Origin of the sequence: Catenulispora sp. GAS73 (genome assembly GCF_041262085.1) — a bacterium.
GTDB lineage: Bacteria > Actinomycetota > Actinomycetes > Streptomycetales > Catenulisporaceae > Catenulispora.
Genome location: NZ_JBGCCM010000005.1, coordinates 37,472 through 60,741, shown reverse-complemented (window position 1 = coordinate 60,741; position 23,270 = coordinate 37,472). Strand labels below are relative to the sequence as shown.

General features: G+C 70.2%; 21 protein-coding genes and 1 riboswitch. Of the genes, 10 read left to right on the top strand and 11 right to left on the bottom strand.

Translation table 11 applies throughout. The features are described 5' to 3' along the window. Positions 1-455: 455 nt before the first annotated feature. Positions 456-776 (bottom strand): hypothetical protein, encoded by a 321-nt coding sequence (locus tag ABH935_RS08950; protein WP_370377625.1) that lies wholly within the window; start codon positions 774-776, stop codon positions 456-458. Here ABH935_RS08950 and ABH935_RS08945 point away from each other — a divergent pair. Continuing rightward, complete coding sequence (locus tag ABH935_RS08945; protein ID WP_370377613.1) at positions 718-1,137, top strand: DUF4232 domain-containing protein; 420 nt, start codon at positions 718-720, stop codon at positions 1,135-1,137. The two genes, ABH935_RS08950 and ABH935_RS08945, sit on opposite strands and share 59 nt — an antisense overlap. A 54-nt stretch (positions 1,138-1,191) precedes the next feature. Here the strand turns inward: ABH935_RS08945 and ABH935_RS08940 are convergent, their stop codons facing one another. From ABH935_RS08940 to ABH935_RS08925, 4 genes are all read right to left on the bottom strand, one after another. Then, positions 1,192-1,416, bottom strand: a complete 225-nt coding sequence (locus tag ABH935_RS08940) for a hypothetical protein (RefSeq protein WP_370377334.1) — start codon at positions 1,414-1,416, stop codon at positions 1,192-1,194. Further along, positions 1,413-3,407, bottom strand: coding sequence for a hypothetical protein (locus ABH935_RS08935; protein WP_370377333.1), 1,995 nt, complete (start codon positions 3,405-3,407; stop codon positions 1,413-1,415). The genes ABH935_RS08940 and ABH935_RS08935 overlap by 4 nt, the downstream gene beginning before the upstream one ends. A 63-nt stretch (positions 3,408-3,470) precedes the next feature. Next, the gene (locus ABH935_RS08930) at positions 3,471-4,004 is read right to left on the bottom strand and encodes a DinB family protein (RefSeq protein ID WP_370377332.1); all 534 of its coding nucleotides are present in this window, start codon (positions 4,002-4,004) and stop codon (positions 3,471-3,473) included. Between the two features lie 51 nt (positions 4,005-4,055). Beyond that, positions 4,056-5,288, bottom strand: coding sequence for an MFS transporter (locus ABH935_RS08925; RefSeq protein ID WP_370377612.1), 1,233 nt, complete (start codon positions 5,286-5,288; stop codon positions 4,056-4,058). A gap of 105 nt (positions 5,289-5,393) precedes the next feature. Here ABH935_RS08925 and ABH935_RS08920 point away from each other — a divergent pair, with 105 nt between their 5' ends. From ABH935_RS08920 to ABH935_RS08905, 4 genes are all read left to right on the top strand, one after another. Next, positions 5,394-6,407: a LacI family DNA-binding transcriptional regulator gene (locus tag ABH935_RS08920; RefSeq protein WP_370377331.1), complete on the top strand. Its 1,014-nt coding sequence runs from the start codon at positions 5,394-5,396 to the stop codon at positions 6,405-6,407. A 109-nt stretch (positions 6,408-6,516) separates the two neighbouring features. After that, entirely contained in the window at positions 6,517-7,023 is a 507-nt protein-coding gene (gene msrA / locus ABH935_RS08915; protein ID WP_370377330.1) for a peptide-methionine (S)-S-oxide reductase MsrA, read from the top strand. Positions 7,024-7,268: 245 nt separating this feature from the next. Then, a complete protein-coding gene (locus tag ABH935_RS08910) occupies positions 7,269-7,463 on the top strand; it encodes a hypothetical protein (protein ID WP_370377329.1) in 195 nt (64 codons plus the stop codon). Between the two features lie 3 nt (positions 7,464-7,466). Next, on the top strand, positions 7,467-9,071 hold the full coding sequence (locus ABH935_RS08905) for a molybdopterin-dependent oxidoreductase (protein WP_370377328.1): 1,605 nt from the start codon (positions 7,467-7,469) through the stop codon (positions 9,069-9,071). A gap of 4 nt (positions 9,072-9,075) precedes the next feature. Here the strand turns inward: ABH935_RS08905 and ABH935_RS08900 are convergent, their stop codons facing one another. Then, positions 9,076-10,137, bottom strand: a complete 1,062-nt coding sequence (locus ABH935_RS08900; RefSeq protein ID WP_370377327.1) for a HoxN/HupN/NixA family nickel/cobalt transporter — start codon at positions 10,135-10,137, stop codon at positions 9,076-9,078. Positions 10,138-10,222: 85 nt separating this feature from the next. Continuing rightward, a riboswitch (cobalamin riboswitch) is annotated at positions 10,223-10,426 on the bottom strand. Positions 10,427-10,571: 145 nt separating this feature from the next. Here ABH935_RS08900 and ABH935_RS08895 point away from each other — a divergent pair. Continuing rightward, positions 10,572-11,423, top strand: a complete 852-nt coding sequence (locus ABH935_RS08895; protein ID WP_370377326.1) for a DsbA family protein — start codon at positions 10,572-10,574, stop codon at positions 11,421-11,423. A 79-nt stretch (positions 11,424-11,502) separates the two neighbouring features. Next, a complete protein-coding gene (locus tag ABH935_RS08890; protein ID WP_370377325.1) occupies positions 11,503-12,294 on the top strand; it encodes a MerR family transcriptional regulator in 792 nt (263 codons plus the stop codon). Here ABH935_RS08890 and ABH935_RS08885 read toward each other — a convergent pair. The 3 genes from ABH935_RS08885 to ABH935_RS08875 all read right to left on the bottom strand — a co-directional run bounded on the left by ABH935_RS08885 (position 12,291) and on the right by ABH935_RS08875 (position 16,943). Continuing rightward, positions 12,291-13,760 carry an ATP-binding protein gene (locus tag ABH935_RS08885; protein WP_370377611.1) on the bottom strand — a complete coding sequence of 490 codons (1,470 nt, stop codon included), beginning with the start codon at positions 13,758-13,760 and terminating at the stop codon, positions 12,291-12,293. The two genes, ABH935_RS08890 and ABH935_RS08885, sit on opposite strands and share 4 nt — an antisense overlap. Before the next feature lie 53 nt (positions 13,761-13,813). After that, complete coding sequence (locus tag ABH935_RS08880) at positions 13,814-15,511, bottom strand: FAD-dependent oxidoreductase (RefSeq protein WP_370377324.1); 1,698 nt, start codon at positions 15,509-15,511, stop codon at positions 13,814-13,816. Positions 15,512-15,650: 139 nt separating this feature from the next. Then, positions 15,651-16,943, bottom strand: coding sequence for a saccharopine dehydrogenase family protein (locus ABH935_RS08875; RefSeq protein ID WP_370377323.1), 1,293 nt, complete (start codon positions 16,941-16,943; stop codon positions 15,651-15,653). A gap of 67 nt (positions 16,944-17,010) precedes the next feature. On the opposite strand from ABH935_RS08875, the gene ABH935_RS08870 reads away from it, so the two are divergent. From ABH935_RS08870 to ABH935_RS08860, 3 genes are all read left to right on the top strand, one after another. Next, on the top strand, positions 17,011-17,712 hold the full coding sequence (locus ABH935_RS08870) for a TetR/AcrR family transcriptional regulator (protein WP_370377322.1): 702 nt from the start codon (positions 17,011-17,013) through the stop codon (positions 17,710-17,712). 901 nt (positions 17,713-18,613) lie between these two features. Further along, a complete protein-coding gene (locus ABH935_RS08865; protein ID WP_370377321.1) occupies positions 18,614-20,530 on the top strand; it encodes an FAD/NAD(P)-binding protein in 1,917 nt (638 codons plus the stop codon). Position 20,531: 1 nt separating this feature from the next. After that, positions 20,532-21,746, top strand: a complete 1,215-nt coding sequence (locus ABH935_RS08860; protein ID WP_370377320.1) for a putative PEP-binding protein — start codon at positions 20,532-20,534, stop codon at positions 21,744-21,746. A gap of 19 nt (positions 21,747-21,765) precedes the next feature. On the opposite strand, the gene ABH935_RS08855 is transcribed toward ABH935_RS08860, so the two are convergent. Both ABH935_RS08855 and ABH935_RS08850 read right to left on the bottom strand, forming a co-directional pair. Continuing rightward, complete coding sequence (locus tag ABH935_RS08855; RefSeq protein ID WP_370377319.1) at positions 21,766-22,014, bottom strand: hypothetical protein; 249 nt, start codon at positions 22,012-22,014, stop codon at positions 21,766-21,768. Between the two features lie 170 nt (positions 22,015-22,184). Beyond that, entirely contained in the window at positions 22,185-23,270 is a 1,086-nt protein-coding gene (locus ABH935_RS08850; protein ID WP_370377318.1) for an NAD(+)/NADH kinase, read from the bottom strand.

The window sequence follows — 23,270 nt, the reverse complement described above, 5'->3', positions numbered from 1 at the left end:
CGAGCGGTGGGGAACGTGCTCGAACCGCCCGCGGCGCGGCCCGAACGCGCAAGCCTTCAGAAAATCTTCAGAATCCTGAGGGCTGACGCGGAACGTATCGCTGTACCCTGATGTCGGTCAATAGTGAACAAAGAGTGGATTCGGTAGATGGCAGACTCTTTGCCAATTCATGACAATCGCCGAGGATGCCGCACAGTGGCGGGAGGCCGGTGCCAGTATACGAACAAAGCACAGTCAGAAGGCTGACATCATTGAGCCTGGACACCGCCACACTCCCGAACATCTCCCGCTCACCGACGCGCTGCCGCGATGTCGGGGTTCACGATCCGGTCAGGGCTCTGAGCGTGGCCACAATTTTGGTCCCGCCGCCGTCGCATCCTCAGGGCCCTGTGGAACGTCTCGTTAGCGACCGTCCATTACTTCGCACCGGGGGACAGACCCATGCAGTGCTCGCGTCAGGCTTTGAAAATCAGGACCCTTATTCTCTTCGCGGTCGGGGCGGTGCTCGTCGCCACTGTCGGCGGATGCGCCAGCCGGTCGGCGGCCGGCGGGCCCGCGGCGGGCTCGTCGGGGGCTGGTGGCGGTGTGTCGGCGCAGACATCCACGTCCGCGCCGACGAGTTCGACGTCTGCGACATCCTTGAGCGCCTCGCCGTCTGGCGCCTCGTCGCCCACGTCGGCGGCCCGTGCCACTGCCTGCACCCCGAACGACGTCGCGATCTCGCTCGGGCACACCGGTGCGGCCAGCGGCCACGTCGGCGGCGTGCTCCTGTTCACCAACCACGGTCCGCGCACGTGTGAGCTCAGCGGCTACCCGCGGGTCCAGGCCGCCGGAGGTCTGACGGCCCACGTCGAGCAGACCCCCAACGGCTACATCGGCGGCCTGGCCACGCCGTCGGCGAAAGCGCCGTACGTCGAGTTGGCCCCGGGCCAGGTCGCTTCCGCGGTGGTCGAGGGGTCGGACATCCCCATCCCGGCGACCGCTCACTGCTCCGCTGTGCTGGGTTCCCTGGACCTGTGGCTCCCCGGCAACGCGGGCTCCGGCACCCCCACCGAGATCTCCAACCCGGCGGGCACGTGCGCCGCGATCCAGATCCACCCGGTGGTCTCCGGGACGACCGGCCGTCAGGACCAGTGAGGCGAGCCGACGCACCGACGCGGCTTGGCCGTACGGCGCACCGCGCTCAGCCGTTCAGTCCTTCTCGGGCGCCGTCGAGTAGCGGGCCTCGATACCGCCCAGAATCACCGCGAGTGCCGTCTCGAACTGCTCGTCCGGCGCGGCGAACTCCGCCGCCGAGGACGGCGAGGTCGCGCTCCATGCCGCGCAGGTAGTTCCTCGAACTACCGCGAGTACATGATGCCGGGCATGTTCGTCCTGGGCACCGGAACCGCCCTGCCCCCGGCCCCAGCCCCTCACCCGGCCGCGAGCCGGGCGACGAGTTCCCGGGCATCAGCGTCCGGCTCCGCCGTCAGGAGATCCGCGAGCGCGAGCCACCGCTCGGGCCGGCCGTCGAGGTGGGTCTGGGCCAGAGTCTCAAAGGGCTGAGCGAATGGCTGATCGAGCCGGGCGTCGCCGCGCCACACGTCGTCGGCGGGGCCCGGCGCGGAATCGTTGACGCCGGGCTCGGGGAAGGTGGCGCGGCTGAGCGCTTCCGAGGTGCCGGCTGCCATGGAGGCGCGAACCTCCGGGGCCATCTCCTCCGTCGAGCCGGCGCGGTCCAGCTCCAGCACCCACACGGCCTCTGGGCCGACGAACTCGGCGAGGACGGCGTACGTCGCGAGGCGGACTTCGGGCCTGAGGCTGCTTATGGCGGGTTCGACGACAGAGACCAGCTGAGCCGGGTCGGTCGCGGTGCGCAACGCGCTAAGGAGGGGTTCGGGACCGAGTTTCGTCACCTCGTGGATCGAAAGGGTAAAGCTGCCGATGGATTTGTCGCGGCTGAGACGGACGAGTGCTGCGAGACGGATCTCGGGAGCGACGTGCCGCCGCTCGGCGATGACGCTCACGAACTCCTTGTGCTCCAGCAGCCGGGCCAGGACCGAGTCCGGGGTCGCGTCGTTGCCGGCCAGTGCGGCGCGCTGCTCGGCGGTGCCGTCGCGCACGATGTGCTCCACGAGCTGCCTGGTCAACGGTGCGCCCTCGGCCAAGTCGTCGTGGAGACGGTGTCGGTTGTAGGTGGTGTCGTGGAGGATGTACGTCGCGACGTCGTGTGGCGCCATGGCGAACAGGACGTTCGTGACGTTCCACGGACCGGGCACCGTCTTGTCGTTGTGCGTGTACGACTGGGGCGGGAAGCCGCGGTCGAGGCCGGCCAGCAGCTCCGGGAAGGTGCCGCGGAATCCGGCGGCCCGGTCGATGACGATCGCCCAGCGCTCGGGGTCGTCGCCGACGCCGGCCGCGAGCTGTTCGCTGATCAGGGCACGCATATCTGCGGCCGCGCGTCGGGCGCCGGGAAGCAGCTGGTCGCGATCCGTGCAGCACGCCAGGATCAAGGCCACCGCGGCCGGGCGGGAATGGGCAACCGCCTCGGCGGCGGTGACGGTACCGGTCCGTAGCGCTTCCAGGGCGAAATGGCGCAGCATCCAGCCGTTTTGGTGGTGCTTGTCCCTCTTCTTGGACTGCTTGACGTACTGGCCGAGGGTCAGAGCGGCCGGTCCCTCAGGGCCCTCCTTATACGTACGCGCAGCACGCCGCACGGTCTTGCGCGCCAGGCGTCGGACCGCGCGCGAGCACTCACTCCACAGCTCGGGATACCGCTCTATCACCTCTTTCCTACGGCCCTGCCTTACCAAGGCGGCGACGGCGGAAGACCTCTCCATGAAGGTGAGGTGCTGGTGGTAGGGCAAGACAGCCAACACCAGGTCCGCGTCGTCGGCCGCAGCGAGCTCACTCAGCAGCTTCGACGGGCGCGGGCCGCCGTCGGCGCGGGCGGCGTGGGCGGCGTACTCCGCGACGGCGTCGAGCAGCCGCTGCTTGACCGGCGGCGGAATCGAAGCCCGGCCGTCATGCCCCCGGCGACGGAACAGGATGGCCCGTCGAGCCTGCCCGACCAGCTTCACCGTGTCGTCGAGGTCGAAGATGGCGGCATCGACGTCCGGATCGCGCCGGACCAGGATGCGGTTCAGCACGCCGGTCCGCCGATGGGCCACGGTGCCGTACAGATACTGCTCGCCCTCGTCGCACTCCTTGAGCACAGCCCGCCCCGCCAACGCGATCAACGCGGACGTGGATCCGTGTTCCAGGACGTATTCGCAGACGGTGATGCTCACCGGAGCGTCGGCCACCTCAATCACGGCAACGAGATCGGCCTCCGGCAGCCCGGCCAGGACCACCGGGATGTCGCCGGGCCGGGCAGCGCTGAGGAGCCCCGCCCACCGGCGCAATGCACTGATCCGTTCCGACCTCAATCCCCACTCCTGATCACCCCGGTGACAGGTGCGACGGTACCAGGTCCGAGATCGACAGGAGCCTCATGCAAGAGCCCCGAGGACCAGGTACCCGTCCAGGCGCAGAACCCGGTCGGTGTCCGGGTCCGGAGGAAGCGGATGCCCGAGCGCCTCGGCGCGGACTTCGGCGATCCACTGGTCGTGTTGGTACTCGTGGTTGATCAGCGCGGTCAGGAGATGGGTGGCGACGATCGTCATCTGGCCCGGTGCGGCGACTCGGCCGCCGGCGATGTCGTTCATGCGTGCGTGGACGCGTTCGGCGACGGTTTCGCGGAAGGTGGTGAGCCGTTTGACGGTGGGCAGTGCTCCGCGGAGGCGTTCCGGCTGCGCGGAGTCCATCAGGGCGTCGAGGTCGGGGTCGGGGCTGGGTTCGGCCGCGGTCAGGTTGCGGATCATGAAGTGGGCGACGTGGGCCTGGTGGCCGAGGTGCCAGCCGATCGCGCTGGAGTTCTCGTGCGGGCGCCAGGTGACTTCGTCGGGGGTGAGGTCCTTCCACAGCTCGTCGGTGTATGCCCGGGCGCGGTCGTACTCGGTGAGCAGCGCTTCCACCTCGTGCATGCGGTCCTCCGTCTCGGTCGACATCCGGTGCGGCGCGGTGGAGCGCGGCACCTATCGAGACGTACCCACCGGCGTGAGCTGAGCCGACAGGTCCGGTGCGCCGGCATCCTCGGCCACGGTTGCGGCCCGATCCCGCCGCAAGCTCAGGAAGGCCAGACACAACCCGGTCAGCGTGAGCGCCACACCGGCCCAAGCCGCGGAAAGGTACCCGAATCCGGCTCCGATGACGGCCCCGCCGATCGCCGCGCCGGCCGCGTTGGCGACGTTCATCGCCGACTGGTTGACCGCGGCTCCCATCAACTGCGCTCCGGGCGCTGCCAATATCAGCTGGGCCTGTAGCGGAGGCGCGATGAACAAGGCTGTGGTCCCGACCAGGAAGGCGCTGACGAACAGCCCCACGGGATTGTGCGCCGTCAGAGTGAACAGCAGCGCGGCCGCCGCCACGCCCGAGAAGCCGAACAGGATGCTGCGTCGCAGGTTCCGGTCGGCGGCGATCCCGCCGAGCGCGTTGCCCACCGTCATCCCGACGCCCATCACCGCCAGCACCCACGGGACCGCCGAGGTGGACAGTCCGGCCACATGGGTGGTGACCGGCGCGATGTAGCTGTTCACCGCGAAGAAGCCGCTGGAGCCGATCGCCACGAACGCCGTGATCAGCCATACCTTCGGCAGCCGGAACGCCGCCAGTTCCGCCCGAGGCGAACCGCCCGGCGCGGCCGGCATCTCCGGGACCGCCGCGAACACCGCCAGCAGCGTCACCGCGAACAGCCCGGCCACGGCGAGGTACCCCGCGCGCCAGCCGGCGGACTGGCCGAGCAGTGTGATGAGTGGCACGCCGAAGATGTTCGCCGTGGTCAGCCCGCCGAGGACCACCGCGAACCCGCGCCCCTCGTTGCCGGGGCCGAGCAGCGCGGCGGCCAGCAGGCCGGCCGCGCCGAAGTACGCGCCGTGGGCCAGCGCCGCGACGAAGCGGGCGACCAACAGCAGTGCGAAGGAGGGCGCCAGCGCCGAGGCGGTGGTGCCGATGACGAACAGCGCCAGCAGCCCGAGGACGAGCCGGCGGCGCGGGACGCGCGCGGTCGACGCGGCGATGGTGGGCGCGCCGACGACCACGCCGAGGGCGTAGCTGGTGATCATCCAGCCGGCCTTCGCGATCGCGTCCGGAGAAGATCGTGCGTAGTCGGCGGGCAGCAGATCGTGCGCCACGTCCGGCAACAACCCCATCGCCACGAACTCGGTCAGCCCGAGGCAGAAGCCGCCGAGGGCGAGGGCGAGCAGGGCCATCCGTCGGCGGCCGGGACTGATCACTGGGAGCTCCACGACACGAAACTATAGAACGTTCTAGTTAACCTGCCTAGAACGTTCTAGTAATGGCGGTAGGCTTCCGGCATGCAGTCAGGGGAGCGCCGGCCGACACTCGCCGACGTCGCCACCGAGGCGGGGGTCTCGGTCGCGCTGGTGTCGATCGTGATGCGGGGGGTGCCGGGCGCGAGCGAGGCCACCCGGCAGCGGGTGCGGGAGGTGGCCGCACGGCTCGGGTACCAGCCCGACAGCCGGGCCCGGCGCCTGCGCAGCGGCGAGAGCCGGCTGCTGGGAGTGGTGTTCGACGTCAGACACCCGTTCCACCACGACATGCTCACCGGCCTGTACGAGGCGGCCGCCAAGGTCGACTACGAGCTGGCGCTGAGCGCGGTTACCCCGCGGCGGGACGAGCGCACCGCGATCGAGGATCTGCTGCGCGACCGCTGCGCGGCGCTGATCGCGATCGGCCCCCAGCTGCCGGCGGGGGAGTTGGACCTGCTCACCGCGCGGCTGCCGGTGGTCGCGGTGTTCCGCCATGTCCACAAGCGCGGCGTGGACGTGGTGCGCACCGACGACGAACGCGGTCTGCGGCTGGCCGTCGACCACCTCGTCGAGCTGGGGCACCGGAGCATCGTCCACGTCGACGGCGGCCGGACCGCGGCCTCGGCCGAGCGGCGGCGGGGCTACCTGGACGCGATGGGGCAGCACGGTCTTGAGGAGTTCGCGCGGGTGCTGCCCGGCGGGTTCGGCGAGGAGGACGGCGCCCGCGCCGCCCGGGACCTGCTGGCCGGTCCGGTGCCCACCGCGATCGCCATGTTCAACGACCTGAGCGCGGCCGGCATGCTCGACGTGCTGCGCCGCAGCGGTTTGACCGTCCCGGGCGAGGTCAGCGTGGTGGGGTACGACGACGCCAGCTTCAGCCGGCTGGGCCACATCGACCTCACCACGGTCGCGCAGGACGTCGAGGCGCTGGCCACACTGGCGGTCGCGCGGGCGATCGCGCGTCTCGACGGCGCCCCAGTGGGCCGGCGGGAGGTCACCGTCGACCCGCACCTGGTGGTCCGGGGGACGACCGGTCCGCCGCCGAAGGCGACTGCGTAGGGCGGGTGGCCATGGACACGCCAAGCCACGGGAAGGGTGAGCGGCTACTTTGGTGTTGTAGGTGGGGCAGACCAAAAACCCACTGTCCAGCGAAGGAAGAGGAAAAGCGATGGCCACCGAGAAGGCGATTCTCGCCGGAGGCTGCTTCTGGGGCATGGAGGAGCTCATCCGCCACCAGCCCGGGGTCGTCTCCACCCGCGTCGGCTACTCCGGCGGCGACACGCCGAACGCGACCTACCGCAACCACGGTGACCACGCGGAGTCGATCGAGATCGTGTACGACCCCGAGAAGACCGACTACCGGGCCCTGCTGGAGTTCTTCTTCCAGATCCACGACCCGACCACGGTCGACCGCCAGGGCAACGACCTGGGCCGCAGCTACCGGTCCGCGATCTACTACCTGAACGACGAGCAGCACCGCGTCGCCGTCGACACCATCGCCGACGTCGAGGCCTCCGGCCTGTGGCCGGGCAAGGTCGTCACCGAGGTCGAGCCGGCCGGCGACTTCTGGGAGGCCGAGCCGGAGCACCAGGACTACCTGCAGAACTACCCGAACGGGTACACGTGCCACTACCCGCGCCCGAACTGGAAGCTGCCGCGGCGCGCGGAGGCGTAGGTACAAGCACAGGCACACAGCCATAGGCACACAGGCACATTGGCGCCGAGCCCGGGCATTCCCTCGCCGTAGCAACTGCGGAGGATGCCCGGGCTCGGCGCTGCCATTCGGCGGGTGGCGGCGGCCAACGGTCCGGCGCCCGCGGATATTGTTCGCCCCTTACCGACGAGTGAACCCGGCGTCGGTCTGGTACGTGTCACCGAGAGCGGTCAGAGTTCTTCCTCCCCCCGCAATCGGAGTTCGTGATGTGGATTCGTGGCGCTGTCGGCATCGTCCTGATCGTGATCGGGGGCGTGTGGATCGCTCAGGGTTCCGGCAATATGCACGGGTCGATGATGACCGGGCACTCCCAATACACCGGGCTCGGAGTGGTGGTGGTCCTGGTCGGGCTGGGCCTGCTCGCGTGGGCCTGGCGGGTGCGGAGCCGGGGTTCCCGGTAGCCGATGGCGGAATCTGCTGAGCCCGGCACCGAACGCCGACGCGCCGCCTGGCTGGTCGGCGGCCCGGTCGGCGCGCTGACCGGCGGGCTGATCGGGCTGCTCGCCGCGGCCGCGGGCGTCGCAGTGGGCGAATTCGGTGCCGCGCTGTCCGCCGCGTTCGGGGCCGGCGGCCCGAAGGCACCGGTCGTCGCGGTCGGGGAGTGGGCCATCGAGCTGAGCCCGGCGTGGCTCAAAGAGGCGGCGATCCGGAACTTCGGCACGCACGACAAGACCGCCCTGCTCACCGGCGTCTACATCACGATCGGTGTCGCTTCGGTGATTACCGGGATCGTGGCCCGTCGGTACCCGCACGTCGGGACCGGCCTGGCCGCCGCCTTCGGGCTGCTCGGGCTGATCGCGGCCGTCACCCGGCCGGTCGTCGGGTTCGGCTCCTGGTTCCCCGCGTTGCTGGCCGGTGCGGCCACTGTCATCGTGCTGCGCCAACTCACCCTCTGGAGTCTGCAACCGGGCGTCTCCGGCCCGGCCGCCGACCCCGACGAACGCCGCCGCTTCCTCGTGACGTTGCTCGGTACCGGAGCCGGCGCCCTGATCGGCGGCTTCGGCAGCCGTGCGTGGCTCAACTCCCGCTACAACGTCGCCCCGGCGCGCGCCGCCGTCGTCCTGCCCGAGGCAGCCACACCGCTGCCCCTGCTTCCCCCCTCAGTCCACCCGGATGTCCCCGACCTGGAACCCTTCTTCACCCCGAACGCCCAGTTCTACCGCGTCGACACGGCCCTGACCGTCCCGCAGGTCGACCCGAAGGAGTGGATGCTGCGGATCCACGGCATGGTGGACCGCCCGTTCACGGTGAGCTTCGCGGAGCTGCTCAGGATGCCGCTCGAAGAGCACGATCTCACCCTGACCTGCGTCTCGAACACGATCGGCGGCCCCTACTGCGGGAACGCCCGATGGCTCGGCGCGCCGCTGGCCCCGCTGTTGCGCCAGGCCGGCGTCCAGGCCGGAGCCGACCAGATCCTGTCCACGTCCTTCGACGGCATGACCATCGGCACCCCGGTGGAGGCGGTGCTCGACGGCCGCCAGGCGATGCTCGCGGTGGCGATGAACGGCCAGACGCTGCCGGTCGAGCACGGCTTCCCGTGCCGGATGCTGGTCCCGGGCCTCTACGGCTACGTCTCGGCGACCAAGTGGGTCGTCGACCTCGAACTCACCACCTTCGCCAAGAACGCCGCATTCTGGGTGGGCGAGGGCTGGGCGCAGCAGGCCCCGGTGAAGACCGCCTCCCGTATCGACGTCCCCGGAAACGGGGCGACCGTGCGCGCCGGCACCGGCACCATCGTCGTCGCCGGCGTCGCCTGGGCCACCCACCGCGGCGTGGACGGCGTCGAGGTGCAGGTCGACAAGGGCCCGTGGGCGCCCGCGGACCTGGCCACCGCCGACACCCCGGACACCTGGCGTCAGTGGTCGTACCCGTGGCATGCGACGCCGGGCCAGCACATCCTGACCGTCCGTTGCACCGACGGCACCGGGACGCTGCAAACACCGGTGATTCAGGACACGCTTCCCGACGGCGCCACGGGCTATCACAGCATTCAGGTCACCGTCGAATAGCCCTCTAGCCCTCCTCGCCGGCGGCGTTCCACCTCCGTTCGACCCGCGCGATCTTCCAATACGCGATCGCCGCCGCCCACACGGCCACGAACGCGCCGACGATCACGAACCCGACGTTGTTCAGGTTCAGGTTCGCGATCCAGTCGGTGACCGGGTTGACGAACCCGAACTGGTCGTGGACCACCCCGATCAGCTCGACGCTGCCGATGACCAGCGCGACGGCCACCGACAGGCCGGTGATCGTGAGGTTGTAGTAGACCTTGCGGATCGGGTTGGAGAAGGCCCAGTGGTAGGCGAAGTTCATGAAGGTGCCGTCGAGGGTGTCGAACAGGGTCATGCCCGCGGTGAACAGCAGCGGCAGGCACAGGATCGCGTACCAGGGCAGGCCGGCGGCGGCGCTGGAGCCGGCCAGCGCGAGCAGCAGCACCTCGGTCGCGGTGTCGAAGCCGATGCCGAACAGCAGCCCCACCGGGTACATCTGGCCGGGCCGGGTGATGGACTTGGTGAGCCGGCCCAGGATCCGGTTCATGAAGCCGCGCTTGTCAAGCTGCGCCGTCAACGCGGCCTCGTCGTACTCACCACGCCGCATCGCCTTGTAGACCTTGTAGATCCCGATCAGCGCGACCAGGTTCAGGATCCCGATCAGGTACAGGAACGTGCCGGAGGCGGTCGTCGACACCACGCCGAGGGACTGGCGCGTGCCGGATTTGTCGTCGGTGAGGTTCGTGGCCTGCCGCGCCCCGGCGGCGATCCCGGCAGCCAGCACCACGACGATGGTCGAGTGCCCGAGCGCGAACCAGAACCCGACCGACACCGGCCGCTTGCCGTCGGCCATCAGCTTGCGCGTGGTGTTGTCGATCGCGGCTATGTGGTCGGCGTCGAACGCGTGGCGCATGCCGAGGGTGTAGGCGGTGATGCCGAGGCCGAAGCCGAAGACCTGGTTACCGACCGTGTAGTGGTGCGGCGCGACCAGCCCGGCCAGGATCCCGAACGCGGCCACGTGCATCGCCAGGATCACCGCCAGCAACCCGCCGAACCGCAGCCAGTCGCCACGCAACCAGCGCACCGGCCCCGCGGACGAATCTTGGACAGCTCGGACAGAACGATTCGCAGGCACGCTCACGCGGCTCGCCTCCAGCACCTCGTGGATGGTCGATGTTCGGTGCCGTGGCCGGTCTCCTGGCTGACGGGTCGACGCCCCGGCCCCGCCTTCCCAGGCGCGTCACGCGCCCAGTGGCCGCCGCCGCGCCACACTCGCACGGCCGGCATGGAGCCGGTGCATTCCCGATCACAGTGGCGAGGGCCGCTCCGGTTTTCCACCGGTCTTCCCGAGCACCACGGCATGGTCACCGTAGCGAGCGGCTTGGAGGCGGGCAAGGCGGGGCCTGTGGCTTGTGCGCCACATCCGCACCGGCTTGACGCCACCGTCCTCCGGTGGTCAGATCCCGGGGGCGTTGCCGATCAGGATTCTTCGACGTGCGTGTGGGTGGGGATGGGGCTATGAGCGATCAGGGTGTTCGGGACGAGAAGTCCGCACGCGTGCGGGTCGCCGCCGAGCGTGCGGCCCAGCAGCGCAAGAGCATGCAGCGCCGCAGGCTGGGCGTACTCGGAGTGGTAGTGGTGGTGATCGGGATCTGTGTCGGCGTCAGCGTCGGGATCGCGGTGGGTTCGAACTCCGCCAAACCGCGGGCCTACACCCCGCCGACCGACGGCTCCGTCGTCGCCGACAAGTACGCGAACCCCGCGAACACGGCGACCGCTCTGTTCTACGGCCCCGCGTCGGCCCCGCACACCCTGACCATCTTCGAGGACTTCCGCTGCCCCTACTGCAAGGCGCTGGAGACGGGCTCGGCATCCGTCTACAAGACCTATGTGGCCAACGGCACACTCCGCGTGCTCTTCCACCCGGTGCCCCTGATCGACGCCAAGGACAACGGCAGCGGCTCCCTGCAGTCCGGCAGCGCCTCGGTGTGCGCCGCGACCGCCGGGAAGTTCGACGAGTACCACGACGTGCTCTTCGCCCACCAGCCGAACGAGAGCACCGACGCCTACAGCAGCACCGCGACGCTGATCTCGCTGGCCAAGCAGGTCCCGGGCCTGGACACGCCGGCGTTCGAGGCCTGCGTCACCGCCGGCACCTACAAGGGCCTGGTCCAGCAGAACTGGTCGGATTTCAACTCGCTGCGGCTGCAGGGGACGCCGACGTTGATGCTCGACGGCAAGACCCTGTCGCTGCCGAACAACTTCTGGCTGGCGTCGAAGGACGGGTCGTCGCTGGCCGGCTCGGACCCGGCGGTGTTGAAGCAGGTGTTCCAGAGCGCGGGACTTCCGGCGCTTCCCTCGGGGTCCTGAGCAGCCCCGGAACTCTGCTGACCGCCCACCAGTACCCGGGCTTGACCTTCGAGTCGACTCGAAGGTCTACCGTCCAGGTATGAGCACGATGCGGATCTCCCAGCTGGCCGAGCGCACCGGCGTCCCGGCCACCACGCTGCGCTTCTACGAAACCTCCGGCCTCCTGCCCGCCGACCGCACGGATGCCGGCTACCGGATCTACGGCGAGGACGCGGTGCGCCGCCTGGGGCTCATCGACGCCGCGAAGCACCTGGGGCTGCCGCTGGAGGAGATCGCCGAGCTGCTGGCGGTGTGGGAGTCCGGGGCCTGCGCGCAGGTCAAGGCCGACCTGCAACCCCGGATCGCACACCGCCTGGCCGAGACCGAGCAGCGCGCGGCGGAGCTAGCCGCCTTCAGCGCGACGCTGCGCGGGGCCCTCGCACACCTGGAGGCGCTGCCGGATCGCGACGAGCCCTGCGGCCCGCAGTGCGGCTTCCTCGCTTCGGCCGCGACGCCCTCGCCGGGGCATGGTTCGACGAGCGTGCCTGTGCCGTTATTCACCGACCGGCACGCTGCGAATGCCGAGGTCGAGCGCTGGCGCCAGGCCCCTGTGGCGTGCACCCTGTCCGGCGCCGACCTGCGCGAGCGCGCGGACCAATGGCGCGAAGCCCTCACCGGCGCGACCCGCACAGCGATTCCCGACGGTCTGCGGTTGACGGTCTCGTCCGAACGCGCCGCAGCCATCGCCGCCCTGGCCGCCGCCGAGCAGCAATGCTGCGCCTTCTTCGACTTCCGCCTTCACCTCGACGGACCAAACTTGCATCTCGAAGTCCGCGCCCCCGAAGCCGGAGCCGGGCTACTCGCCGAGGTGTTCGCGCCGAGATCGCTCTAAGACCCCGCTGCCGGCTGCCCATCACCGTTCCACCGCGCCGGCAGCCGAACCCGGAACCGCGTGTCCCCCGGCACCGACTCAACACTCAGATCGCCGTGGTGCCTGCTGACCACGATCCGCCATGAGATGTCCAGCCCCAGCCCCGTCCCCTTCCCCACCGGCTTCGTGGTGAAGAAGGGCTCGAAGATCCGCTCCTTGATATCGTCGGGCACGCCGGGCCCGGTGTCCCGGAACTCGACCACCAGCTGCTGCCGGTCCAGGCTGGTGCTGATCGTCAACGTGCCGCCGTCGGCCATCGCCGCGACCGCGTTGTCGATCAGGTTCGTCCACACCTGGTTCAGCTCCGCCGGATACGCCGGGACCTTCGGCAGGCCCGTGCCGTAGTCCTTCACGACGTGCACCTCAGGCGGGATCTTCCCCGCGAGCATCGTCACGGTGCTGTCCAGCAGCTCGTGGACGTCCACCTCCTGCTGCGAGGCACGGTCCAGCTGCGAGTACTGCTTCGCCGCCCCGACCAGGTCCGAGACGCGGTGCGTCGCCTCCTCGATCTCGGCCGTCAGCCCCTCGGTCTCCAAGCTCCGAGCCAGCCACGACAGCACGGCCGGCAGCACGCCGTCGTCCACGCCCTCGGCGATCCGGTCCAGCGCCTCGGCCTCAAGCCCGGCCTGCACGAACGTCGGCGCGAGCTGCCAGCCGTCCTCGACGCCCCGGTCGTCGAGCCAGTCGGCCATCGCGTCCTCGCGATCGGAGATCGCCAACGGACCGAGGCCGAGTGCCGTCGCCTTCCCCTGTGCGGCCGCCTCGGTCGCACGATCCAACACCGACACCAGCGTCTCCAGGCTCGGAGCCCGCTGTCCGTGCGCCGCGATCGCGCCCAGATCGGCCCGCGCGCCGACCACGCCCTCCCGCAGCGCGGAGGCGGCGCGCAGCGCGGCGCCGGCCGGATTGTTCAGCTCGTGCGTCAGACCGGCGGACAACGCGCCGAGCGCGAGCAGCCGCTCCCGACCGCCGACGATCTGCTGCTGGATCTGCGTCCCGAAGAACAGCCCCTCCAACAGGTGCACCGCCATCGGGAACCACTCGTGCATCAGCGTCGAGAACAGCTCCGCGGACACCACGAAGAACCGCGACGGAACCGTCACCGACAACGAGTTCCGATAGATCTGCTGCACCCGGTCGCCGAGGTAGGCCTGGAACGCGCCGCTGTAGACGCCTACCTGCGACGTCCGCGTCACTTCGACGTCGTCGGCCCCGACCCGGCGCGACAGCACGACGGTCCCCTCAAGCAGCACGTAGAACCACTGTGCCGGATCGCCCTCGGCATACACCTGGCCGGGCTCGAACGCCTCGACGGTGCCGTGCTCGCACAGCCAGGTCAGCTGCTCCTCGTCGAGCTTCTCGAACAGGAACAGGGTGCGCAGTTCCTCGACGCTGCACGAGCGCGGCACGCCGCCGCCCGAGCCCACGGCGCGAGCCGGCTCCTGCTCCGGCTCCGGCTCGTGCGCCTGCTCCGCGGTGCTCACAGCTTCTCCACGTACCGGTGCACGAGCATGACCGCCATCGCACCCTCTCCCACCGCCGAAGCGACCCGCTTGGTCGACTCCGACCGCACGTCCCCGATCGCGAACACCCCCGGCACGTTCGTCTCCAGCAGATAAGGCGCCCGCTCCAGCGTCCAGCCCTTGATCGCCGCACCCCCCGCGGCGATGTCCGGCCCGGTGAGCACGAACCCGCGCCGGTCCCGGTCCACGACCCCGTCGAGCCACTCGGTCGTCGGAGCGGCGCCGATGAACACGAACAGCCACTGCGCGTCCACGTCCTCGGTCGTGCCGGTGGCCGAGTTCCGAAGCGTCAGCCGCTCCAGGTGCTCGTCGCCGTGTGCCGCGACGACCTCGGTCTCGGACCGCACGACGATCGTCGGGATCTGCGCGATCTGCTGGATCAGGTAGTACGACATCGAAGCTTCCAGCGACTCGGCGCGGACCACCAACGTCACCGACTTGGCGAACCGCGACAGGTACACCGCCGCCTGCCCGGCCGAGTTCGCCCCGCCGACGATGAAGACGTCCCGGCCCTCGCAGTTCAGCGCTTCGGACAGCGACGAACCGTAGGAAATGCCCTTGCCGGTGAGCTCGTCGATCCCGGGCGCCTCCAGCCGCCGGTACTCCACACCCATCGCCAGGATGACCGTGTGCGCGCCGATCGCCGTCCCGTCCGCGAACCGCACCAGGCGCGAGGAGCCGCACATCTCCAGGCCGGAGACTTCGCGCGCGGTCAGGATCTCGGCACCGAACTTCGCCGCCTGGCGCCGCGCGCGGCCGGTCAGCTGCGCGCCGGAGACGCCGTTGGGGAACCCGAGGTAGTTCTCGATCCGCGAGCTCTGCCCGGCCTGCCCGCCGGTCGCCAGGCGCTCGACGAGGACCGTCCGCAGTCCTTCGGACGCGCCGTAGACCGAGGCGCTCAGGCCCGCCGGACCGCCGCCGACGACGATGAGGTCGTAGAACTCCCCGGCCGGCGTCGTCCGCAGGCCGACGTGGTCGGCGAGTTCCTGGTCGTCCGGTTCGAGCAGGGTCTCGCCGTCCGGCGCGATCACCAGCGGCAGCCGCGGCGCGTCCGCGCCGGTCGCGTCCGGGTCCTGGCCGGCGGCCAGCAGCAGGCGCCGGCCCTCCGGCTCGTCGGAGGCGTACCAGCGGAAGGGGACCTGGTTGCGGGCCAGGAACTCGCGCACCTGCGTGGAGCGCGCCGACCAGCGGTGGCCGACGATGCGGGTCTCCAGCACGGCGCGGTGGTCCTCGGCGAGCCAGGAGTCGAGCAGGCTGTCGACCACCGGGTAGAGCTTCGTCTCCGGCGGGTCCCAGGGCTTGAGCAGGTAATGGTCGAGGTCGACGATGTTGATCGCGTCGATGGCGGCGTCGGTGTCGGCGTAGGCGGTCAGCAGGATGCTGCGGGCGGCGGGGAAGACGTCGAGGCCCCGTTCCAGGAACTCCACGCCGTTCATCTCCGGCATCCGGTGGTCGGCGATCAGCAGTGCCACCAGGTCCCCGCGCAGCTTGAGCTCCTGCAACGCGTCGAGCGCCGCGGCGCCGGATTCCGCTCGCACGATCCGGTAATCGCTGCCGTAGCGGTGGCGCAGATCCCGGGCGACGGCGCGGGACACGCCCGGATCGTCGTCGACCGTGAGGATCACAGTTCGGGGTGCGGAAGCTGCCTCGGTCACAGCGCACAAGGTAGATCCTTATGCCGGGCGGCGCCAGGCGGGGCGACCGTTCAGGGCAGATTTCGCGGCCCCGCCTGGGCTTTCGCTAGACAAGTACTGAAGAACGGCGCGACCCCTTCTATGAGCCTGCTGGAACTCCCTACGCTTCCTCGCGGATCCCCCACGGAGAGCCGTACTCCACCAACAGATCCAGGAACGGCTGCGGCGCGAAGGCCTCCGGGCCGAGCACTCCGGCCCCGCTCCACACCCCGGTCGCCAGCAGCTCCAGCGCCACCACCGGGTTGATCGCGGTCTGCCAGACCACGGCCTGCGAGCCGTACTCGCGCATCGACCACTCGTTGTCGACCACGTGGTACAGGTAGACCTCGCGGCGCGCGCCGTCCTTGGTACCGGTCACCCAGGTGCCCGCGCAGGTCTTGCCGCGCATGCGGTCGCCGAGGGTGGCCGGGTCCGGCAGCGCGGCGGCGACGACGTCGCGCGGGGACACCGCCGCGGGGCCGCGGTCGCTGGGGACGACGAGGGGTTCGGTGCGGTCCAGGCCGACTTCGTGCAGGGTCTTCAGCTTGCTGATGAAGTCGTCGCCGAGCCCGTATTTGAAGGTCACGCGCTTCGCGTCGACCCAGCGGGGGACCAGCAGCACTTCTTCGTGCTCGACGTTCACGCATTCCACCGGGCCGATGCCTTCGGGGAAGTCGAACACCTCCGGTTCGCTGAACGGGGCGGTGGTGAACCAGCCTCGGTCGCGTTCGTAGACGACCGGCGGGTTCAGGCATTCCTCGATCGTGGTCCAGATGCTGAACGACGGCGCGAAGTCGTAGCCCTCGACGGTCAGGTTCGCGCCGTCGCGGATGCCGATCTCGTCGATCTCGTCGAAGAGCTCGTCGGCGGCGTAGCGGGCGAAGACGTCGGACAGGCCCGGCTCGACACCGATCCCGACCAGGGCCAGGGCTCCGGCCTTCTCCCACTCGCCGGCGCGGGCGAACTGGGCGTCGCCGAGCTTTTCGCCGCACTGCTCGTAGGGGCGGTCGGGGTGCGGGTGGGACAGCGACATCGCCATGTCCAGGTAGTCGGCGCCGGCGGCGAGGGCGGCGTCGAACAGCGGGAGGACGAAGCGCGGGTCGGTGGCGTTGAGGAGCACGTCGCAGCGGTGGTCGGTGAGGAGGGCGTGGACGGCGTCTCGGTCGGAGGCGTCGACTTGGGTCGCGACGAAGCGGGGGTCGGTGGGGCCGGTGGCGGTGGCGGTGGCGGTGCCGGTGGCGCCGTCGTTGGTGCCGTCGCTGGGAGTGGCTACGGCTGCTACGGCTGCTACCGCCGCCGCGGCGCGCGTGGGGTCGTAGTCGGCGACCACGAAGTGCTCGAAGAAGGAGCGGCGGGCGGCGATACGGGTCACGGCGGTGCCGACGCCACCGGCGCCCACGAGGAGGATTCGCATGACGGGATCGAACCTCTGGCCGTGCGCTAACGTCAATGGTGTTGGCGTAAGGCGCTACGCTGCCGCCATGCCTCCGAAACCGGTGACCTCCGAGACCGCGCGGCGTCGGCGCCGCCCCACCAAGGCCGGGACGGTGCTGACGCACGAGCTGATCGTCGCGACGGCGCTGCGGATGCTGGCCGAACACGGCGCCGAGGGGCTGTCCGCGCGCCGCCTCGGCCTGGCGCTCGGCGCGGACCCGAGTACCGTCTACCGGTACTTCGCCGGCATGGACGACCTGGTCCTGGCGATCGCCGACGAGCTGATCCACCAGGCGCTGTCCGGGTGGGAGCCGACCGGGCGCTGGCGGTCGGACCTGCGTGCGCTCGGGACCGCCATCCATGGCGCGTACCTGGCGCATCCGCAGGCCGCGCAGCTGACCGCGAACCGGGTGTCGGGTCGTTCGAATGAGATCGCGGCGGACGAGACGATTCTTGGGATCTTGTATGGGGCGGGATTCCAGGGGGAGGCAGCCGCGCGGATCTACCACGCGTTCATCGACCAGACGCTGGCCTTCGCGGCGCTGGACGCGGCGTCGTTGGCGCTGCCGCTGGAGGCGCGGGAGGCGGATGAGCGGCAGTGGCAGGCTACGTATGCGCGGCTGCCGGGTGCGAGGTATCCGCATATCGCGGCTGCGGTTCCGTTGCTGGTTGGTCGGATGAATGAGAGTGCTTATTCGGCGGCGCTTGATTTGCTGTTGGCTGGGGCTGCGGCTGAGCTGGGTGGTTGAGGGGTGGTTGAGGGGGTTCTTGGCTTTTCCGGGGGTGGGTGCGGTTGGGCTGTGGGTTGCGGGCGATTTTTACGGCTTTGCGCAGGGGTTGGTGACCTCGCGGGGGGACGCAGTTTGGTTGAGCGACTCGTTTCGCGCTGGCGGCCGGCGGTATGCGCGAGCACGACCGCGCGGTGGTTCAGGTCTGAGTGTGGTGCGTTGGCGGCTGGCGGCTGGCGGCTGGCGGTGTTGGTGTCGGTGTCGGCGGGGCGTGCTATATCTGTGTATAAGGGGCGACAATTCCCTAACAAAATGCCGCCACGCCCGACTCGCGCACTGGGTTGCGTTGGCGGGTGGCGGTTTTCGTGTCCACGATCGCGCGGCGGTCCGAGTCACTGCGCACACGTTGCGTAGGCGGCAATCGTCGTGCGTGGTGGGCGCCTTGAGGCCTCCGGCGGGCGCTCTACAGCGAGGGGGCGACCCGCGCGTCGGGCTGTTTGGCGGCGGCCCGCGACTGGTCGGCTTGCCTTCACGCTGTTGCCTGCGTTGCGCTGCTTGGTGGCGGTGTTGCTTGTGGTCGCCGGGTTCTGGGTCCCTCGCCGCGTCGTCGCCGTAGACGGAACCAGCCCGGTTTGGCGGAATCAAGCCGCATCGCTGTTGCTGTGGTCCAGCCTCGTTCGGCTTGACACCGCCAAACCGGGCAGGTTGGCAGAGCCCGCCGACGCGGCGAGGGACCCAGAACCAACACCCGCGTGGTCCGGAGGATCCGGCGGACGGCGTCGTCCGTCGGGGCGTTCGGTGCGGACACTCGACGACGGTATGATTGGTAATCAGTACCCTGATTCACGAGTCCGCGTCAGCAGCGAACGCATCCGGTCGGGCCAACGGTGCCGGGTCGTCGCCGTACTAGAGGGTCCTGCCAATGATCCAGACTGCTGTTCGCCCGAGAATCCTCGTCGTTGGTGCCGGGCTGGCGGGGACCGCCACCGCGATTCGGCTTCTGTGCTTTGCTCGCGGTCCGCTGGAGGTGGTGCTGCTCGAACGGCGTGCTGACTACCGGTGTGCCGGGGTTGCCTACCATCGCGACGGCAATCCCTGGGACCACGTCTTCAACGTTCAGGCGGGGCGGATGTCGGCGTTCCGGGAGGACGTGCTCGACTTCGTGCGTTGGGCGAACGGGGAGGCCGATCGGAGTGGCTGGCCGGTGCCGTGGTCGGACTTCGAGTTCGTGGAGCAGGGGCCTGCGCCTCGGCGGATCTTTCAGGACTACCTGGCCGAGCGGCTGGAGCAAGCCAGGCGGGAGGCTCTTGTTGGTGTCGTGTTGGTGGAGGTCGATGGTGAGGCCGTTGATCTGGACGTGGGGGCGGATGGGGTCGCGGTGACGGTGCGGGGGTACGGGGCCAGGTCGGGGGCCGAGGAGGTTCTGTGGTTCGACGAGGTGGTCCTGGCGACGGGACTGGAGTTGCGCGAACCAGCCTTCGCCGCCGACGTGCTCGGCCACGCGTCCTTCGTGCGTGATCCGTACTCCGCGGCCGGTGTCCGCACGCTCGCGGGCCTCGCGCCGGAGGCCACCGTGGTGATCGTCGGATCCGTGCTGAGCGCGTATGACTCGGCCGCTCTGCTGCTGCGCCAAGGCCACACCGGAACCATCCATCTGATCTCCGGGAGTGGGACCATATTCCGGACGTACCCCGACGACCACGAGCACGACGTGGTCCGGCTCCCGTGCCCGCGCGAGCTGCTGAAGCCGTACCGCGACCGGGACGAGTTCCTGGCCCGGCTGCGGTCGGAGTGGGACGCGGCGTGTGCGGTGGTTGCCCGGGACCATCCTGACATCGACCCGGCGGTGGTTACGGAGCGGGTGGCCAAGGCGTGGGAGCCGTACTGTCCCGAGGTGATCGAGCAGATCCCGTCTGCCGAACTGCGCAGCCTGCTCGACGAGTTCGGTACGGCGATCTCCGCGCTGCGCGTGTGCGCGGTGGAGTACACGATGTCAGTCATCGAACACGCGATGCTTCCCTCGGACGGGCGGTTGCGGCTGGTTGTCGGCCGGGTCGAGGCGATCGCTCCGAGCGAGTCGGGGCGGTTGGCCGTCGTCGTCGCCCGGCCGCCGGAATCTCAGGACCCTCAAGTGATCGAAGCCGATTTGGTCGTCTCCAACTTCGCCCGTGAGCCGGACTACGGCCGCGTGACCCAGCCGCTGTGGCGCAATCTGCAGGCGAAGGGACTCGCGGTCCCGCACCGGCGAACAGGCCGCGGCGTGGAGGTGGACGCCCACGGCAGGCTGCTCGGACGCGACGGCGAGCCGATCGGCCCGGTCTTCGCCGCCGGCGTGCCGCGGGAGGGCGACGAGATCGTGCGCAACGGTCGGACCGGCGCGTTCGCCTTCAATCTGGCCACCATCAAGAACCAGTCGATCACGGTCGCCGCGCATGCGCTGGAGCTGCTGGAGCTCGGCGAACTAGGCGAACTAGGCGAACTAGGCGACAGTCGGCGTGCGGCGGCGGACGAATCCGCAGACGAATCGGCGGACACGGAGGAATTCGGCAATATCGGACAAGCGGGCCGGACCGGATTCGACGAGGCTGTAGTACTGGAGGTGAGGAGGTTGGCGACACGAGCGCGCGCAGAGCGGGAACTGCTCGCCGCACGCCTGGACGCCCGCATCCGCACCCTCGGCGGCCCGCACGCCGCCGTGGCGGACGCGTCCCGGCGTGAGCGCCTGGTCCGGGCGGCCGTGAACCGGGCCGCCGTCGAACGGCTCACCGACGTCTCCGTGACGCCCCGGCAGCTGCGCCGGCGGCTCGGTCTGGCAGGTATCGAACATCCGGAGGGCTGATTTGAGCGGGCGGCGTATCAAGGGATCGCTTCTGTCCGGCGGCAAGCAGAGTGTCGTCCAAGGATTCTGCAACCGCACCGGCAGACCGATCGAGGGATCCATCCTCGTCGCCCCGAGGCTGGAGGCGGATCTCTACGACGCCATCGTCTCCGCCCGCGCGGTGGTGTGCAGCTCGGGCGGCCGCACCGGCCACATGCAGTCCATCTGCCGCGGTCGGGGCATCCCCGTGCTCAGGATCGACCACGCGGAGCTGTCGCGGCTCGACGGCGAGGTCACGCTGCACCTGGAGAGCGAGTCGATCCTGCTCGGGAACCGGCCGGGTGCCGCGCCGCCCCCGGCGCGCGGCGAGGGTGCGGTGCTGGACGAGCTCGGGTCGCTGTGCGCGGTCATCGCTGACCTGCAGGACATTGAGACGGTGAACGCCTGCGGGTCGGACGCCAAGCGCGTGGAGTCGTTCTTCATCCGCGAGGAGTTCCTGTGCCTGGCCGCCGGCCTGCGTCCGCTCGACGCGCTGCAGGGCGGACCGGCGCAGGCCGAAGCTTACGGACAGGCCCTGGCCGGCCGGCTCTGCGCCTTCGCCGGTGCGCTGCTGCCCGGCCAGCGGATCGTGCTGCGGCTGCTCGACCTCCGCTCCGACCACGCCGCGCACGTGACCACCGCCCCGGTGGCGACCGAGCCCAACCCGGAGATGGGGCTGCACGGCGCGCGCTGGCTCCTCGGCTCCAGCGCGTACCGCGACGCGCTGCACGCCGCGCTCGGCTCGCTGCGGGAGCGTCTTGGCGGCGCGGCGGACCGGGTGCACCTGTCCGTCCCGTTCCTCACCGACGAACACGAATACACGCAGCTGCGCGACCACCTCCAGCTCCCGGCCGGAGTGCCGGTGGCCGCGTTCATCGAGACCCCGGCGGCCGTGCACGCGGCACCGGCGATCTGCGCGGCAGGCGCCAGCGAGCTGTTCGTCGGCACGAAGGACCTGGTTCAGTTCTACCTGGCCGCCGATCGCAACAACCACCTGGTCGCAGAGTCCTACCAGACCCGGCACCCGGCGGTGCTCGCCGGAGTGCGCGGCGTCGTGGACGCGGCGCGCGCGGCAGGCACCCCGGTGCGGGTGTTTTCGCTGCGCGCGGACCTGGCGCACTACCTGCGGCAGCTGCCGCCTCCGGACGGGTACATGATGTGCACGGCCGAGCTGCGGCAGCTGTTCGCGGCCGACTGACAGTGCCCGACAGTGCTGCTCAGCAGGGCAGGATCTGGAACTTCACGTACCCGGCCTGACTACCGGTCTCGAACCACTTGCCGCTGCAGTCGTAGCCGTGCTCGCCGACGAGGATCGTGTGCGCGGCGTCCTGGTAGACGGACCACAGGCACCACGACGTCCCGGCGCCGCACGCCGGGCGGGCCTGCGCGGTGGCGGCGGGGATCACGGACGCGGCGGCGACGGTGAGGGTGACGGCGGCGACCGCGGTCAGGGTGCGACGGAACATGGGACCTCCCGGGTGGTGGCGACACGGCGGATGGTGCGGCATGAGTCCCAGGGCTCAGAGCGGCTGCCGACCGTCGACGGGTGGTTGAGGGTGGTCGATGATCGGCGATCATCAGAGTCCTGATTCGTCGAGTTGTTTATACCGCACAGTCCGCCGTCCCCGGTAGCGCTTCAGATGCTGACGCCGTCCTCGTCCACTTCGTCAACTTCGTCTATGGCCAGCGTCAGGTGCGACATGTCGGCCGGCGGCGGCGTGGTGAAGGACCAGATGGGCCCGGCGAACCCGTCCGCCACGGCGGCCGGCGCGTCGGTGAGATTCATACGCTCCCGTAGCCGGCCGTAGAAGTCCGTCGGTCCCAGGCGTACGGCCCGGAGCCGGCGCTGTGCCGCGTAGACCCCGATCCAGTCGTCTGGCTCCAGCAGTCCGCGCAGCTGGCCGTCGATGGTCACCGCGGCGTTGCCGGACCGTTCGAGCAGCCGCAGGCCGACCGGCTCGTCGGGGCCGACGACCACGGAGCGGTCGAACGCCATGTGCGGCGCGACCGGCGTGAACACGATCGCCTCCGCGCGCGGGGAGACGATCGGGCCGCCGGCGGCGAAGCTGTACGCGGTCGAGCCGGTGGGCGTGGCCACCACCAGCGCGTCGGCGGAGTAGGCGGCGAGCAGGTGGCCGCCGACGTAGACGCCGACCGAGATCTGGTGGTCCCGGGACAGCTTCTCCAGCACGATGTCGTTGATGCCGGAGACGTTCAGCGGGATGCCCCACTCGTCGCAGGCCTCTCCGTCGTCGCGTACCTTCGGCGCGGGCAGCAGCGAGCCGCGGCCGTAGACGGACGCCCAGCGCTCCATGTCCTCCGGCAGCTCCAGCCGTCGCGAGACGCGCAGCGTCAGCAGCATGCGGCTGTCGATCGTGATCTGGTGCTCCCACACGGCGTCGAGCGCCGTGGTGATCTCCGAGATCGGCACCTCGGTCAGGAAGCCCACGCGCCCGAGGTCGATGCCCAGCAGCAGCGCGTTGTTCGCCGCGGCCAGTCGCGCGCCGCGCAGGAACGTGCCGTCCCCGCCGAGAGTGACGATCAGGTCCGGGTTGCCGGCGGCCTCGACCTCGTCCTCGGCGTTGCGCCGCCGGTTGTGCCAGACATCGATGTCGGTGCAGGTGACGCCGCGTTCGGCGCACCACTTGCGCACCAGTTCGCACGCAGCCGGAGCCTCCTCCCGCCCGCCGTGGACGACCAGGCCGACTCGCTTCACGGTCAC